The sequence below is a fragment of the Streptomyces sp. BK022 genome (genome assembly GCF_004217355.1).
GTDB classification, from domain to species: Bacteria; Actinomycetota; Actinomycetes; order Streptomycetales; family Streptomycetaceae; genus Streptomyces; species Streptomyces griseoluteus.
Window position 1 is genome coordinate 111,339 of record NZ_SHKU01000004.1, and the last position, 14,585, is coordinate 125,923.

The window sequence follows — 14,585 nt, forward strand, 5'->3', positions numbered from 1 at the left end:
GTTCTCAGGGGGCTCACAGCCGAGAGGATTCCCCGCCTGACCACTCGCAGTGAAGTCACGGGGAGGGGACCCCTTGAGGGAGAACAAGCCGAAGAGCCGTCTGCTGGCGCTGAGTTCGGCCGGCGCGCTCGTCACCGCCACGCTGATAGCCGGCGCGGTGACCGCGCCCGCGGCCAGCGCCGACAGCAGCCGGGGCCAGGACCGCGAGGCCCTCGGCGCCGCCACGGCCGCCGCCCGCGCCGCCACGGCCGGCATCGACTGGCAGGACTGCCCCGCCGACTGGGGGCTGGAGAAGCCCATCCAGTGCGGCTGGGTCTCCGTGCCGCTGGACTACGCCAAGCCGAACGGCAAGCAGATCAAGCTCGCGGTCGACCGCATCGGCAACACCGGCACCAAGCAGGAGCGCCAGGGCGCCCTCATCTACAACCCCGGCGGCCCCGGTGGCTCCGGCCTGCGCTTCCCGCGCCGGGTCACCACCAAGAGCGCGCTGTGGACCAACACCGCCAAGGCGTACGACTTCGTGGGCTTCGACCCGCGCGGCGTCGGCCACTCCGCCCCCATCTCCTGCATCGACCCGCAGGAGTTCGTCAAGGCGCCGAAGGCCGACCCGGTGCCCCGCGACGAGGCCGACAAGCGCGCCCAGCGCAAGCTCGCCCGCGAGTACGCCGAGGGCTGCGCCGAGCGCAGCGGCGCGATGCTGCCGCACATGACCACCCCGAACACCGCCCGCGACCTGGACGTCATCCGGGCGGCGCTCGGCGAGAAGAAGCTCAACTACCTGGGCGTCTCCTACGGCACCTACCTCGGCGCCGTCTACGGCACGCTCTTCCCGGGCCACATCCGCCGGATGATCGTGGACAGCGTCGTCGACCCGGCGCGCGAGAACATCTGGTACCAGGCCAACCTCAACCAGGACGTCGCCTTCGAGCGCCGCTGGAAGGACTGGCAGTACTGGGTCGCCGCCAACGACGCCGCCTTCCACCTCGGCACCACCCGCGCCGCCGTGCAGGAGCAGTGGCTCAAGCTGCGCGCCGCCGCCGCGAAGAGCCCGCTCGGCGGAGTCGTCGGCCCGGCCGAGCTGATCTCCTTCTTCCAGAGCGCCCCGTACTACGACTCCTCGTGGGTGCCGGTCGCCACGGCGTTCAGCAAGTACGTCGCCGGTGACACCCAGGCACTCGTGGACGCGGCCGCGCCGGACCTGTCGGACACCGCGGGCAACATCTCCGCGGAGAACGGCAACGCGGTCTACACCGCCGTCGAGTGCGCCGACGCCAAGTGGCCCACGAGCTGGCAGACCTGGGACCGGGACAACACCCGGCTCAACAAGGACTACCCGTTCATGACCTGGGCGAACGCCTGGCAGCTCGTCCACGAGAGTGCGGAACCTGGCTCGTCATCTGTCCCTGCGTGAACTCGACCAGACGGGGGTCGATGTTCCCCGTCACCTTCATGGGCGGCAGAGGCGGCTTGCGCGCCGGAGCGGGCACCAGAAGCGGCTCGACGATGTCGGCCCAGGCCCCGTCCTTCCAGGCCCTCCAGCGGGCCCTCAGCGCCTCCTTCGGCGGGAAGTACTCCGGCATCTCACCCCAGGGGCAGCCGGTCCTCGCCTTGTACAGCAGACCCTCCACCAGAGCCCGCAGATCGTGGCTCTTCTTCGTGACGCGGAAGTTGATCCGCGGCCGGACCTCCGCCCACAGCTCGTCGGTCATCTCCACCGGCTGAACGCCCCGCTCGGCGAACCACTGCTCGATATCCGAGTCCGGCCCGAAGCGGCCCTCCAGCGGAACCGGCCCCGTAAGCGTCACCTGGATCTCCAGCAGATCCATGATCTCGGCCTTCTGCCGGTCGTTGATGTTCTCCAGGTTGAAGCTGGCAATCTCGACCAGGCGCTGGAAATCCTCCGCCCGCTGCGCGGCCTCCTCGGCCTCCTCCAGCATTTCCCGGGCGTCGTCGAGCATCGCCTGCTTGGTGTTGACGTCCTCGTTGATCTTTCCGATGGCGTCGTTGATCGCGGTCGCGTCGACACCGTTCTGTGCGAGGGTGAGCAGCGTGTTGGTGATCAGGCTCCGGGATGCCTCGATCTGCTTTTCCAGGTCCTCGATCCGGGACATGTACATCTTCCGGTGATCGGGGACCGTGGTCACCCAGTCCGCCGCGATCTCGCGCAGCTTGGACTTGTCGCCGAGGAAGTTCTTCAGGCTGTCCCAGACGACTTCTTCCAGGGCCACGGCGTCGATGACGGAGTCCCCGCACTTATTGCCCGAGCAGCGGTAGGTACGGCGGTCCTCGGCCTTTACCCAGACCCCGGTGTAGTGGGCGCCGCACTGGCCGATAACGCGGGTGGAGAGCGGGTGGTACTTGTACGGGCCAGAAAGGGTCCAGCCGCCGTTCTTGCGCAGGGCGTTGCGGATGGACATGAGCCGGTCGAGTTCGAAGACCATCGGGGTGTCGATGATCATCATCGGGCCGTGCTTCGGGGTGCCATCCGGGTTCAGCTTGGTGACGTTCGTGCGGCGCTTGTTGATGACCGGGTCGGTGTTCCGGTAGACCACGAAGCCGTCGAGGGCGGTGTTGCGGAACTTGTGGCGGAGGTTGGATCCGGTCCACTCCACGCCCTTGCGGGTGAGCCGGCCCATGAGGTTGAGCAGGTGGGCGGCGCGGTCGACGGTGTATCCGCCTTCGACGATGAACTGGGCGGCCAGCTCCAGGGTGCGGCACTCCTCGGGGTCCAGGGCCAGCTTGGAGTCGCGCTTGCCCTGGTTCTCGATGTAGTAGCCGTAGGGCGGGGGACCGCCGGTCCAGCCTCCGGAGGCGGCCTTCATGTTGAGGCCGTTCTGGGTGCGCTCCAGGATGGTGCGCCATTCCATCTCGGAGAAGGAGGCGAGCTGCTGGAGGGCGGTGTTGCCGTGGGTGGTGGTGGTGTCGATCTCCTGGGTGACGGAGATGATGTTGACCCCGGCGTCTTCGAGGGCCCAGACCCAGTGCCAGAAGGCGCGGCCGGTGCGGCCGATGCGGTCGAACTTGTGGACGGCGACGACGTCGATCAGCTTGGCGTGGACGTCGCGCTCCAGGCGCATCATGGCAGGGCGGTCCTGCTTGGCGCCGGACTCGCCTGCGTCCTCGTAGATCTCGGCGAGTTCCCAGACGATGCCGGTGCCGTTGCGCTCTTCGATGACGTTCTTGGCGTCGATGTGGTCCTGGATGCCCTTGATCTGGACGTCGAGTCCGTAGCCGAGGGCCTGGTCCTTGGTGGACACGCGGATGTAGGCGCCGACCCGCTTAACGATGCGGGCGAGGGCCGTGGAGGACTGGAAGGTCCCGGGGGTTCCGGGACGAAGGCTGTTGACCTTCTGGGCGCGTGCGCGGGCACGCTCTGCCGCTATGCTGGGCACGTTCAGTCTCCTTCGCAGACTGATCATCGGCCCTGTGCGCGTTGCCTCGAAACTCCGCGCCCAGGGCCGTCTTGTTGATCAGTGAGTGTATAGCGAACGCGACCGAGTTGTACCGGGGTTGTGTGCTCAGGCCGCTTCCGCGTCTGCGTCCTGCGGGGTGAAGAGGATGGTGAGGAGCCGGTTCCAGCGGCTGTCTTCCATCCGGTTGTTGGTGAGGGTCACGGTGACCTGGGGCTCGTCGGAGCCCGAGGTATTAAGCGCTACGAGGTTCGTCATAACGCGTACCGTACTACTCCTTACTCGTTACGTCTATAGAACGCGTTGTATAGCGGATTGCGCGAACCGCTTGCGGTCGGTAGGCTCAGGGCACCAACCGCACTGAACCAGGGGGTACGCGTGACCACCACACTGCGCAGCGCCATCGACGAGTACCTGGGGCATCGCCGGACCGCCAAGGCCGACAACACCATGCGCACGGACGCGAGCCTGCTCCCGCGCTTCGCCGACCACGTCGGCAACCCCGACTTCGACGCGCTGACCCCGGAGCAGGTCGCCGGCTTCTTCCAGGGACTGCTGAACATCCACGTCACCCGGATCAAGGGCCAGCAGATCGTCGCGGCTGTCGGGCCGGGCACGCACAACCACTACCGCAAGCGGCTGAACGTCTTCTTCAGCTACGCCCACGCCCGCGGCCTGGCGCCCCGCAACGACTACCTCTCCCTGGTCGAGCCGCTGCCGGAACTCAAGCGGCAGCGGATGCAGCCCTCCCCGAGCGTGCTGCTTCAGCTCCTGGACCAGGCCGAGTGCGCCATGCACCGCGCCTACCTCGCCGCGGCCGTCAACACCGCCTGCCGGGCCAGCGAGCTGGTGAACCTGCGCGTCGGGGACGTCGACTTCGCCCGCAGCGAGCTGTTCGTGACGGTCATCAAGACGCACGAGGAGGACGAGATGCCGCTGACGGCCGACCTGGAGCGCGAGCTGCTGGCCTGGTTCGAGGAGTACGCGGCCCTGCTCGGCCGGCCGCTGCGAGACGACGACTACCTCTTCCCGGCCCGCAGCGGCAACCAGATCAAGACCCACTACCTGGACGAGAAGACCGGCAAGCGGGTGTACGAGCGCACCCCGATCGTCTACCACCCCGACCGGCCGGTGGAACGCACCGAGAAGATCGTCAAGGGCGCGCTGGCCAAGCTGGGCTTGCCGACCCGCTACGAAGGCACGCACACCGTGCGCCGGGCGGTCGCCCGCGCCTACTTCGACCAGCTCGCCCAGGACGCCGGCTACGACGCCGCGCTCCGTACGGTCTCGGCACTGCTGCACCACTCGTCGATGTCCACCACCGAGCGGTACCTGGGTCTGTCCACGGAGAGGAAGCGACGGGACGAGACGATGAAGGGCCGGCCGTTCCTGACGGCGATGGTCCCGCAGCAGAGCAACGTGATCCCGCTGCGGCGGGTGCGCTGACACGACGAAGGCCCCACCGGTCTGCTACTCCGGTGAGGCCTTCGTCTGCTCGGACCCCATCAGGTTCCTAGGCCGCGAGAAGGTGCCAAGCAGTTGCTTCGTTGTTGCGATCCTCAGCCCTTTCGGGCTGGACTCGACCGAGAGACTTGCTAAACGATCATCCCACGAAGCGGCTGAGACGGATCCACAATGGTGCTCGGTCGAGCGGTTCCCACTATGCCATAACGGGCCGACATCGGGGATCACTTCAGCCGACCCCGACGATGTACTTGAAGAACAGGCCGAGGCCGAGCAGGATCACCACGCCCCACGCGGCGTCCTTCAGGCCCCGGAGGCCGCCGAAGCCCTGGAAGGACTGGCCGCCCATGGACTGCTGCTGCATGTAGAAGTCGTGCTGCTCGCGCATCAACTGGTGCTGCTGCGCGGACATCGTCGGGTCAACCCCAGACTGGGGGTTCATCGTCTCCCCGACCTGGTGGACGATGTTCTCCATCCCGAATCTATCCATTGCTCTCTCCGTCCACATACGGTTGTGCTTGCCTCCGCAGCGGAGAGGTGCGGTCCCAAACGTGCCAGCGCCCCCCACAGACCGGATCTTCGCCGTACGCTACATCTTCCGGAAAACCGGGCACAGAGGGGCGTACGGGCTTGGGTTCTTCTTTCAGGTCCCGCCCGCACTTCGGGCACTGCTCCGGGTCGCGCATCGGGTACATGCCCATGGGTCCTCCTGAGTCTCGTTGAATGTTCACTCTACCGCGCTGTCAAGCGGGTTGTCGATACCGCTTTACAGGGTGTACGCTCGGGAGTCCATATAGCGTTGCGGAGGGTGTCATGGCCGAGTATGAGGCAGAGCGGATCGTGCACGCGCAGATCCCGTATGTGTTCGACAAGGAGATCCACGTCTCCACTGTCCAGAGCCCTCGCGACGGCCGGTTCGGGGACATTCGGGAGTTCATCCCGAGCAAGGACTTCTACGGCCGCGGCATCACCTTCCCGCTGACCATGCTGAACGACATCCGGGACGGTCTCGGCGACATGTGGGACGCCAACGGTGCCGGCGCCGATGGCACCCCGACGGAAGGGGCGTAGCAATGGAAGGCCTGGTAGAGGTCCGTTGCCGCGGCTGCTGGCGACTGATCGGCGTGGCCAAGCGGGACAACCCGATCTACTGCGACGAGCAGTGCGCCACCGACTTCCCCGCGGTGTCCACGGAGGCCCGCGACGCCCTGCTGGAGGCTGTGTACCACAAGGGCCAGTACACCTACGACAAGATGGCCGCCATGTTCGGGTTCACCCGTACCCGGGCGCAGCAGATCATCTTCCGGCGTGACGTCCGTCGGGATATCCGCCACGGCTGAAACGCTTGTAAAGCGATAATTACAAACCGGTAGACAAGAACGCCTAACCTCGAATCCGTAATAGGAAACGGATTGGGGTTAGGCGTGTCTGTTGTAACGGAGGATGTCGAGTACGACGACCCGACCAGCGATGAGACCGATGCGGAACGAGAAGCACGGCTCGACACCGAGGTAGAACTCGACCAGACCAGTCAGCGGTTCGTGGACGAGCTGGTCGCCAAGCTGCTGGTCATCGTCGATGAAGTCTCCGGCCACCCCCTCCGGCCCTACCAGAGGCCTTTCGCAGCCCGCCTGATCGAGTCCCTGATCATCGACGACGGCGCCACCATCACCGCGCTGTTCAGCCGGCAGTCCGGCAAGTCCGAGACCGTGGCCAACGTCGTCGCCGCCTGCATGATCATGCTGCCGCGGCTGGCGAAGATCTTCCCCGTCCTGTTGGACAAGTTCAAGGAAGGGCTCTGGGTCGGAGCCTTTGCGCCCGTGGAAGAACAGGCAGACAACCTCTACGGACGTATCGTTGCAAGGCTCACAAGCGAGCACGCCTTGGAAATCATGGCGGACCCGGAGATCGACGAGACCGTCCAGGGCAAGGGCCGCTCCATCACCCTGAAGAAGTCCGGCTCCCTGGTTCGTAAGCAGACCTGTCACCCGCGGGCGACCATCGAAGGCCGCACCTACCACTTGATCTTGATCGACGAGTGCCAGGGTGCCGACGCCAAGATGGTCAACAAGTCGATCGGCCCGATGGGCGCCTCGACCAACGCGACCATGGTCTTCACCGGCACACCCACCTACGAGAAGGGTGTGTTCTACAACCAGATCCAGATCAACCGGCGGAAGGCCACTCGCCGCGGCGCCCGGCAGGACCACTTCGAGGCGGACTGGAAGGAAGTCTCCCGGTGGTCTGAGTACTACCGGAAGTTCGTCAAGAAGGAACTGCTGCGCATCGGCGAGGACTCCGACGAGTTCAAGTTGTCCTACAGGTTGATCTGGTTGCTCGACAAGGGCATGTTCACCACCCAGGAGCGCCTGGATGAACTTGGCGACGCCTCCATGCAGGTGGTTCCGGCCTACCATGCCAGCCCGGTCGTCATAGGCATCGACCCCGCCCGCAAGCAGGACTCCACCATCGTCACCGCGGTCTGGGTCCGCTGGGATCAGCCGGACGAGTACGGCTACTTCGAACACAGGATCCTGAACTGGTTGGACCTCGCGGGGATGGACTGGGAGGCCCAGTACTTCCGGATCGTTGAGTTCGTCCGCAACTACAGCGTGATGGCCATCGCGGTCGACGAAGGCGGTGTCGGCGACGTCGTCATATCCCGCCTCAAGGTCTTGATGCCGGACATCGACATCGTCCCCATGTCCTCCCAGCGCCCCGAGCAGTCCAAGCGCTGGAAGCACCTCATGGAACTCATGGACCGCGGCATGCTCTCCTGGCCGGCCCACGCCTACACCCGGCGTCTGAAGTCTTACAAGCGCTTCCGTCAGCAGATGGAAGACCTGGAGAAGAAGTTCGAGGGACCGTACGTCCTCGCCGAGGCCCCTCGCGCGGCCGACGCCCACGACGACTACGCCGACTCCCTGGCACTCGCCTGTGTGCTCACCAAGGAGTACACGATGCCCGAGATCGAGCAGTCCAACTCTCCATTTCACTAAGGAAGCGCCTTGAACGACGCATGGAACATCCCAGGCTTCACCGTCCAGAACGAGAACTGGGGCGACGCACTTAATACCTCGGGCGATCCGGCGCCCACCCTCCCGGAGAGCGTCAAGACCGTCACTGTCACCGGCACCTTCCTCGACGACTGGGGCAAGCCGGCGGCCGGCCGGTTCGTCTTCGACCCGTCCATCGACAGCCTGGTGGACCCTGTGTCCGGCCTCACGATCCGGCTGCGCCGCAAGGAAGTCCATCTGGTCAACGGCCAACTCTCCGAGCCGCTGATCGCCACCGACAACGACGCCCTGAGCCCGAAGAACTTCACGTACAAGGTCTCCGGTGTCGTGTCCGGGACGGTGCAGCGCCCCTTCAGCGTCGCGCTGCCGTCCGCCGTGCCGACGGTTTCGCTGGCCGCCCTGGCCGAGGTGCCGTCCTCCATGGGCACCATCAGCGTTCCAGCCATACCCGGACCCAAGGGGGACACGGGACTGAGCGGACCGGCCGGACCCAAGGGTGACACCGGACTGACCGGGCCCAAGGGTGACACCGGACCCCAGGGCACCCCCACCACCGTCAACGGCAAGACCGGGGCGAGCATCGACCTCACCGCCAGCGACGTGAACGCCGATGTGGCCGGGGCCGCCACAGCAGCAGTCAACGCCCACCTCCAGGCGACCGACCCGCACGGTGACCGCAGCTACGCGGACAGCACCTTCCAGCCGCTCCTGAACGGACCACTGACGGGCGTCTACAACGTCCGCTCCTACGGAGCCAAGGGCGACGACACCACCGACGACTATGACGCCATCAACGCCGCACTCGCCGCGTGCCCCGAGGGAGGCACCCTGTTCTTCCCGCCCGGCCAGTACCGCGTGCGGGCACCGCTGATGTTCACCCGGAACCGGACCTACCGGGGATCACACGCCCCCAGGTGGCAGTACCGGGGCGGCTCCCCGTGTGTGATCAAGCCGCATCCGTCGTTCACTGGGTCGAAAATCATCCACATCGCCGACAAGGAGATCACCGGGGCCTCCCTGGACAACGACGGCGGCCGGATCGAGAACCTTGCGATCCTCGGACAGAACGCCGGGTCTGGGGTGGTCGGAGTCCTCTTCGAGGGACTGGTCCGGGACTGGAAAGTCCGCGATGTTGACGTCTCCAACACCTCCGGCAACGGATGGCAAACGTTGGGGTTTGCCTCCAGCGACAGCACCACGCACTATCCCCGTGGACTCGACCTGTACTCCGTCACCTCCTACGCCGCCCACAACAACGCCTTTTCGTTCGCGAGCCTCACCGACTCAACTGTCTTCGACGCCCTCGCGGTCTCTGCCACCTCGATCGGCTTCCTCATCGACAACCCGGGCGAGGTCAAGTACATCGGCTGCCGGTCCGTGTTCAACCAATCGGACGGGTTCAGGGTGACCGGGACGGTGTCCGTAGGCGGAGTGCAGTTCGTGGGATGCAGCACCGACCGGAACCAGACCTACGGCGTACGCGTCACCGCGTCCGGCTCCCAGCCGATCACCTTCACGGACCTGCTGACTCGACGAGACGGGAAGAACAGCAACCTGGGAGGGGGCGGCTACTCAGGGATTGCGGTCCTCGGCACGTCCGGCGCCACGGCATGCCCCGTGGTGATTACCGGGCTCTCCCAGGTTGTGGGCGTGGATGACGGCGCGGCCAGCACCGGCAACGACAGTCCCCAGTACGGCGTGCGCGTTGAGTACGCCAAGCACGTCCGGGTGTCGGGAGCAGCGTGGGGTGCCACCAACGCGGTGTTCGACAACGGGAACAACACCAGCCTCGACATCTCTGGCCTCTACCGCCAGAACGGCCTCGCCGCCGCGCGAGCGGTGGAGACCACCGTGGTAGGTGCGCAGCCAACAGTGACCGCTGCGAGCGGCGCGGGAACCTCCCCTCCGTCGCCGACCCTCGCTTCGTCGTCCGACAACATCTCCGGCGTCGTGAACCTCGGTACGGGCACCTCACCGACTACCGGCAGCCAGGCCACCGTGACGTTCGCCAGGACCCGCGCCCGAGTCCCGGTCGTCGTCGCCGTGCCGGCGAACACCTCTACAAATGCCCGGCAGGTCGGCGTTGCCAACGTCACCGCGAGCGGATTCACGCTGACATTCGGTGTCGCCGGAACTGCGTCACAGCCGGCGGGTACCTACCAGGTGTCCTATCACGTGCTCGACCAGGCAAACGGATAATCACCTGCGCCGGATGACATTAACAAAGCGTTCCGTAATCCTCCTACGCTTGAGGGTGTTCCCTCGATATCGGAAGAGGATTACGGAATGGCAGGAAATCTCGCACCCGACCCGCAGTTTCAGGAGCGCGTCGGTACCGTCTATGAGCGGAAGTTCGGTGACAATGCCGCCCGGCGCGGTCCTCTGAGGTTCGAAGAGGGTGTCGCCACGGACACTGACGTCCCGAACGAATTCACCAAGGGCGTCATGCAGGGGTACATCACCGCCCCGGGCCGCCCGAACCACAACGCGAATGTCTATGAGAAGTACCCGCAGGAGACCATGGCCGAGCGTGTTCACGTCGGCTCCGCCGCCTGGGTCGAGGCTCCGACCTACCTGGGCGAGTTCTCCCACGGTTCCTTCAGCGACTACGCGGCCGTCTCCTACGAGGAGGTCGTGCGCAACGGCAGCCGCTACGAGCGCCTTTCCCCGGCGGTAGTGGACGACTGATTCATGGTTGCGTTCCACGATCGCCGTAGGGCACCGAGGGCGTCCGTTGATGAGGTGCTTCCCAAGCTGCCCCTGACCAAGGGGGAGACCGTTGGGAAGCGCCTGATCAACGACCGTTATCTGGTGCGCGGCATTCCCGTAGAGGCCGAGGACGGCTCCAAGAGTCGCCAGTACGTCCTGCACGAGGTTCTGCCCAACGGCAACGTCGTGCAGCGCGGCGAGGAGCCATTCGAGAGCCGTCGGGCGGCGAAGAAGACCGCCCGTTCCCTTACGCCCACCCGCGTCATCGAGATCTAGTCGGAGTCCTTTTCCATGAGCGGTGCAATCTCATTCGCGAGCCCCAGCATGCGGGCTTCGGGATCAGACCTTACGGTCTCGATCTCTCCCCTCGGCCTGGTCGAATTGGCCGACGAGGAGTTTGAGGTGCACGGGCCTCGCCTCAACCGGTACAGCCAGAACTTCGCATACTACCTGGGTCATCACTGGGGATACCGGAGAGAAGCGGGCGAAGCCCAGATCACGTTCAACTACGTCAAGGCCTTCGCCGACTACATAAACAACTTCACGTTCGGCCGCGGCGTCCACTTCAAGAGCGTCAAGCAGTACGAGCACATCATCCCGGGCCTTCTCAAGCGGGCCTGGGAGGTCGACAACCGCAAGGAACAGCTCCTGTGGGAGATGGGCCAGCAGGGCGGTGTGTCGGGCGACTGTTTCGTCAAGGTCGCCTACGAGCCTGGATTCGAAGATAGTACGGGACAACCACACCCAGGCCGTGTACGCATCCTGCCCTTGAACAGTTCGTTCTGCTTTCCAGAGTGGCATCCACACGACCGCGAGCGTCTTATCCGCTTCAAACTGAAGTACCGTTTCTGGGCGACCGGAGAAGACGGCACGAGGTCTGTCTACACCTACGTGGAAGTCCTGACCGACGACACGATCGAGGAATACCTGAATGACGAGCTGATCGACTCCCGACCGAATCCCATGGGAGTCATCCCCGTCGTTCACATCGCAAACTCACAGGTCAGCGGCTCGCCGTGGGGCCTGTCGGATATCGCCGACATCATCAGCCTGAATCGTGAGTACAACGAGAAGGCGACCGACATCAGCGACATCATCAATTACCACGCTGCCCCCGTGACCATCATTACGGGCGCGAAAGCGAGCAACCTGGAGAAGGGCCCACGCAAGGTCTGGGGAGGTCTTCCGAAGGACGCCCAAGTGTTCAACTTGGAGAACGGCGTCGACTTGTCGGGACCTTTGCAGTACCTGGAGATGATCAAGCGCAGCATGCACGAGATCACGGGTGTTCCAGAGACCGCTCTCGGCCAGATGCAGCCGGCGTCGAATACGTCGGGCGTTGCTTTGGCCATCATGTACCGGCCGATGATGTCCCGGTACGACCAGAAGAAGATGCAGTACTCCGCCGGCCTCCAGAAGATCAACGAACTCGTCCTCAAGACGCTGTTCACCTTCGAGCCCGAGACGCGCCTTTACGACCCTTCCACCGAGGGCATCATGAAGGGCGACCAGCCGCCTATAGTCGACGTCCTCGACCCCATGGCGTACTTCACCGAGTGCGAGTGGCCGGCACCTCTTCCGGTTGACACCCTCATCAAACTCAACGAGATCCAGGCGAAGATGTCCATGGGCCTTGAGTCCATGCGCGGAGCCCTCCACGACTTGGGCGAGGAGTTCCCGGACGAGAAGGTCCGCGAGATCTTCGAGGAGCAGATAGAGGACGCCAAGCAGCAGGGCGCACTCCGAATGCTAAAGGCGCAGATAGATTCCGCTATTCTCCAGTTGACGGGAATGCCGCCCGATGGAGCGGATGCGCCTGCACCCCAGACTGATGCAGATGGAAACCCCGTCGGTCCTCAGCCTGGCGGCCCGAATCCAGTGACGCTGCCCGGGGGAATCAACCTCGGTGAAATAACGGCGCCTGAGATTCAGAAGATGACTAACGAAATCGTGACACAGGCGTACGGCCCGCGGGCCGGACTTCGCCGCGATCCGGACAACAGTACCGACTAGGAGTTCGTCGCTCATGACGCTTAATACCTCGGGCATCTCGGTGCCCGCCGACGCGATCATCGGTTACCGCAGGGACGGTCGTCCGATCCGCCCCATCGCAGGTGGTGCTCCGCAGCCCGGCGAGGGCGTCGAGACCGGTGAGCCGGTCGTCGTCGTCCCGGCCGCTGTCGTCGAGCCGCCTGCGCCGGCCCCGGCTGAGCCCCGCTTCACCGCGGACGACATCCAGAGGGCCCGCCAGGAGGAGAAGGACAAGTTGTACAAGCGCCTCCAGACCGTGGAGGAGCAGAACAAGAAGTTCCTGGACGAGATCGAGGCCCAGCGCAAGCAGCGCGAGGAGGCCCAGGCCGAGGAGGCACGCAAGCGCCAGGAGGCCCAGGCCGAGGCCAAGCGCAAGGCCGAAGAGGACATGTCCGCCAAGGAGCTGCTCCAGCAGAAGGAGCAGGAGTGGGCCTCCCGCTTCGAGCAGATCGAGCGGCAGCGTGAGGAAGAGCGCCTTCTGTTCGAGAAGGAGCAGGCCTTCAACAACCTCCAGCAGTACATTCAGCGTCGCGTTGGTGAGGAAACCAACGAGCTCGCTCCCGAACTTCTCGACTTCGTCGGCGGAAATACGCCGGAGGAGGTCGAGGCGTCTATCGCTACAGTCAAGGCGAAGACCCAGGCTATTCTGGAATCGGTCCAGCAGGCCGCTATTCAGCAGCGCGCCTCCATGCGTGGTGTGAGCCCCACCGGCTATTCCACCACCGGACCGATGGACTCTGATCCGGGCACCAAGTCGTACTCCCTTTCTGACCTCCGCGATATGCCGATGTCGGAGTACGCCAAGATTCGGGGCCAGTTGGGCGTTGGCAATGCCGCCCAGAACCAGCGTGGACTGTACTCGTAATTCGGTCGAGTACCCGTAACTAAGGAAATCCAAGTATGCCAAGCGCGATCACTGGTACCCCGAACCTGTCGGCGTCCCCGACGAACTACTCGGGCGCCAACAGCACCCTCGGTGCGGCCATTCAGACCATCTGGAGCAAGGAAATTTTGTTCCAGTCCATGCCGATTCTCCGCTTCGAGCAGTTCGCGGTGAAGAAGACCGAATTGGGCGTTCAGCCCGGCCTCACGATCAACTTCATGAGGTACAACAACCTCGGTTCGGCCAGCCAGTTGGTCGAAGGCGTCCGGATGCAGACCAACGCCCTGTCGGCCTCTCAGTTCTCGATTACGGTCGCCGAGCACGGCTACGCGGTCGCCGTTTCCGAGTTGCTTTTGAACGCGTCTTTCGACGACGTCATGGCCTCGGCCTCCCGCCTTTTGGGCCGCAATATGGCTCTGTACCTGGACCAGTCCGCGAGGGACACCCTGCTCCAGGCGTCTTCGAAGATCTGGGGTTACAACAAGTACGCCCTGACCGGCGCCCGTACTCCGCTGTCGCCGTACGACCACGGCACTTCCGCCACTTCCACGGACGGCCTGGACGGCACCTTCGACTTCACCACGGCCGTGGTTAAGGACGCCGTCGAGACTTTGGCGACGAAGAACGTTCCGCGGTTGGGCGAGACCTACGTCTGCTTCGTTCACCCGCACCAGTCGCGCAAGTTGCGTGATGATCCTGAGTTCATCGAGGTGACCAAGTACGCGGCCCCGGGGAATTTCCTTTTGGGTGAGATCGGCCGCCTCAATGACGTGGTCTTCATCGAGACCACTCAGGTCAAGCAGATCACGAATGCGGGCGGTAAGACCGTCTACCAGTCGATCTTCCTGGGCGACAATGCCTTCGGCCACGCGATCTCCCTTCCGGTGGAATTGCGTGACGGCGGTATCCTCGATTTCGGCCGCGAACACGCGCTTGCGTGGTACGCCATTTGGGGTCTTGGCCTCATCACTGACCAGGCAGTTCTCATCGCCGAGACCAACTGAGCCTCGATCTGCAACGTTCGCGTCAGCAAATCGCAACTGAGTTGGCCACGGCGCTGGGATAGCCCGT

At 64.6% G+C, this 14,585-nt stretch carries 13 protein-coding genes and 1 pseudogene; 11 read left to right on the plus strand and 3 right to left on the minus strand.

Features of this window, described 5'->3' with window-relative positions:
* Window positions 1-73: 73 nt before the first annotated feature.
* Window positions 74-1,360, plus strand: a pseudogene (locus EV284_RS17000) (alpha/beta fold hydrolase); the annotation flags it as partial.
* Here the strand turns inward: EV284_RS17000 and EV284_RS17005 are convergent.
* Together EV284_RS17005 and EV284_RS32710 are read right to left on the minus strand one after the other, a co-directional pair.
* The gene (locus EV284_RS17005) at window positions 1,338-3,419 is read right to left on the minus strand and encodes a recombinase family protein (RefSeq protein WP_130334989.1); all 2,082 of its coding nucleotides are present in this window, start codon (window positions 3,417-3,419) and stop codon (window positions 1,338-1,340) included. The pseudogene EV284_RS17000 and the gene EV284_RS17005 sit on opposite strands and share 23 nt — an antisense overlap.
* A 99-nt stretch (window positions 3,420-3,518) precedes the next feature.
* A complete protein-coding gene (locus tag EV284_RS32710) occupies window positions 3,519-3,668 on the minus strand; it encodes a hypothetical protein (RefSeq protein ID WP_165425555.1) in 150 nt (49 codons plus the stop codon).
* A gap of 120 nt (window positions 3,669-3,788) precedes the next feature.
* Here EV284_RS32710 and EV284_RS17010 point away from each other — a divergent pair, with 120 nt between their 5' ends.
* Window positions 3,789-4,856 (plus strand): tyrosine-type recombinase/integrase, encoded by a 1,068-nt coding sequence (locus EV284_RS17010; protein ID WP_130334991.1) that lies wholly within the window; start codon window positions 3,789-3,791, stop codon window positions 4,854-4,856.
* Between the two features lie 247 nt (window positions 4,857-5,103).
* Here EV284_RS17010 and EV284_RS17015 read toward each other — a convergent pair whose 3' ends face one another.
* On the minus strand, window positions 5,104-5,364 hold the full coding sequence (locus EV284_RS17015; RefSeq protein WP_130334993.1) for a hypothetical protein: 261 nt from the start codon (window positions 5,362-5,364) through the stop codon (window positions 5,104-5,106).
* A 323-nt stretch (window positions 5,365-5,687) separates the two neighbouring features.
* On the opposite strand from EV284_RS17015, the gene EV284_RS17020 reads away from it, so the two are divergent.
* The 9 genes from EV284_RS17020 to EV284_RS17060 all read left to right on the plus strand — a co-directional run bounded on the left by EV284_RS17020 (window position 5,688) and on the right by EV284_RS17060 (window position 14,518).
* The gene (locus EV284_RS17020) at window positions 5,688-5,945 is read left to right on the plus strand and encodes a hypothetical protein (protein WP_130334995.1); all 258 of its coding nucleotides are present in this window, start codon (window positions 5,688-5,690) and stop codon (window positions 5,943-5,945) included.
* A gap of 2 nt (window positions 5,946-5,947) precedes the next feature.
* A complete protein-coding gene (locus EV284_RS17025) occupies window positions 5,948-6,214 on the plus strand; it encodes a hypothetical protein (RefSeq protein ID WP_130334997.1) in 267 nt (88 codons plus the stop codon).
* Window positions 6,215-6,298: 84 nt separating this feature from the next.
* Window positions 6,299-7,873: a hypothetical protein gene (locus tag EV284_RS17030; protein ID WP_130334999.1), complete on the plus strand. Its 1,575-nt coding sequence runs from the start codon at window positions 6,299-6,301 to the stop codon at window positions 7,871-7,873.
* Between the two features lie 9 nt (window positions 7,874-7,882).
* Window positions 7,883-10,090, plus strand: a complete 2,208-nt coding sequence (locus EV284_RS17035) for a glycosyl hydrolase family 28-related protein (protein ID WP_165425556.1) — start codon at window positions 7,883-7,885, stop codon at window positions 10,088-10,090.
* Between the two features lie 87 nt (window positions 10,091-10,177).
* Entirely contained in the window at window positions 10,178-10,579 is a 402-nt protein-coding gene (locus EV284_RS17040; protein ID WP_130335001.1) for a hypothetical protein, read from the plus strand.
* 54 nt (window positions 10,580-10,633) lie between these two features.
* Window positions 10,634-10,876 (plus strand): hypothetical protein, encoded by a 243-nt coding sequence (locus EV284_RS17045; protein WP_130335003.1) that lies wholly within the window; start codon window positions 10,634-10,636, stop codon window positions 10,874-10,876.
* A gap of 15 nt (window positions 10,877-10,891) precedes the next feature.
* A complete protein-coding gene (locus EV284_RS17050; protein WP_130335005.1) occupies window positions 10,892-12,613 on the plus strand; it encodes a phage portal protein in 1,722 nt (573 codons plus the stop codon).
* Between the two features lie 13 nt (window positions 12,614-12,626).
* On the plus strand, window positions 12,627-13,496 hold the full coding sequence (locus EV284_RS17055; RefSeq protein ID WP_130335007.1) for a hypothetical protein: 870 nt from the start codon (window positions 12,627-12,629) through the stop codon (window positions 13,494-13,496).
* 35 nt (window positions 13,497-13,531) lie between these two features.
* Window positions 13,532-14,518 (plus strand): N4-gp56 family major capsid protein, encoded by a 987-nt coding sequence (locus EV284_RS17060; RefSeq protein WP_130335009.1) that lies wholly within the window; start codon window positions 13,532-13,534, stop codon window positions 14,516-14,518.
* Window positions 14,519-14,585: the final 67 nt, after the last annotated feature.

Bases quoted from the DNA above. Each gene is read 5' to 3' on its own strand.
- EV284_RS17005 (WP_130334989.1), bottom strand. From the start codon at position 3,419: ATGATCAGTCTGCGAAGGAGACTGAACGTGCCCAGCATAGCGGCAGAG.
- EV284_RS32710 (WP_165425555.1), bottom strand. From the start codon at position 3,668: ATGACGAACCTCGTAGCGCTTAATACCTCGGGCTCCGACGAGCCCCAG.
- EV284_RS17015 (WP_130334993.1), bottom strand. From the start codon at position 5,364: ATGGATAGATTCGGGATGGAGAACATCGTCCACCAGGTCGGGGAGACG.
- EV284_RS17020 (WP_130334995.1), top strand. From the start codon at position 5,688: ATGGCCGAGTATGAGGCAGAGCGGATCGTGCACGCGCAGATCCCGTAT.
- EV284_RS17025 (WP_130334997.1), top strand. From the start codon at position 5,948: ATGGAAGGCCTGGTAGAGGTCCGTTGCCGCGGCTGCTGGCGACTGATC.
- EV284_RS17040 (WP_130335001.1), top strand. From the start codon at position 10,178: ATGGCAGGAAATCTCGCACCCGACCCGCAGTTTCAGGAGCGCGTCGGT.
- EV284_RS17050 (WP_130335005.1), top strand. From the start codon at position 10,892: ATGAGCGGTGCAATCTCATTCGCGAGCCCCAGCATGCGGGCTTCGGGA.
- EV284_RS17055 (WP_130335007.1), top strand. From the start codon at position 12,627: ATGACGCTTAATACCTCGGGCATCTCGGTGCCCGCCGACGCGATCATC.
- EV284_RS17060 (WP_130335009.1), top strand. From the start codon at position 13,532: ATGCCAAGCGCGATCACTGGTACCCCGAACCTGTCGGCGTCCCCGACG.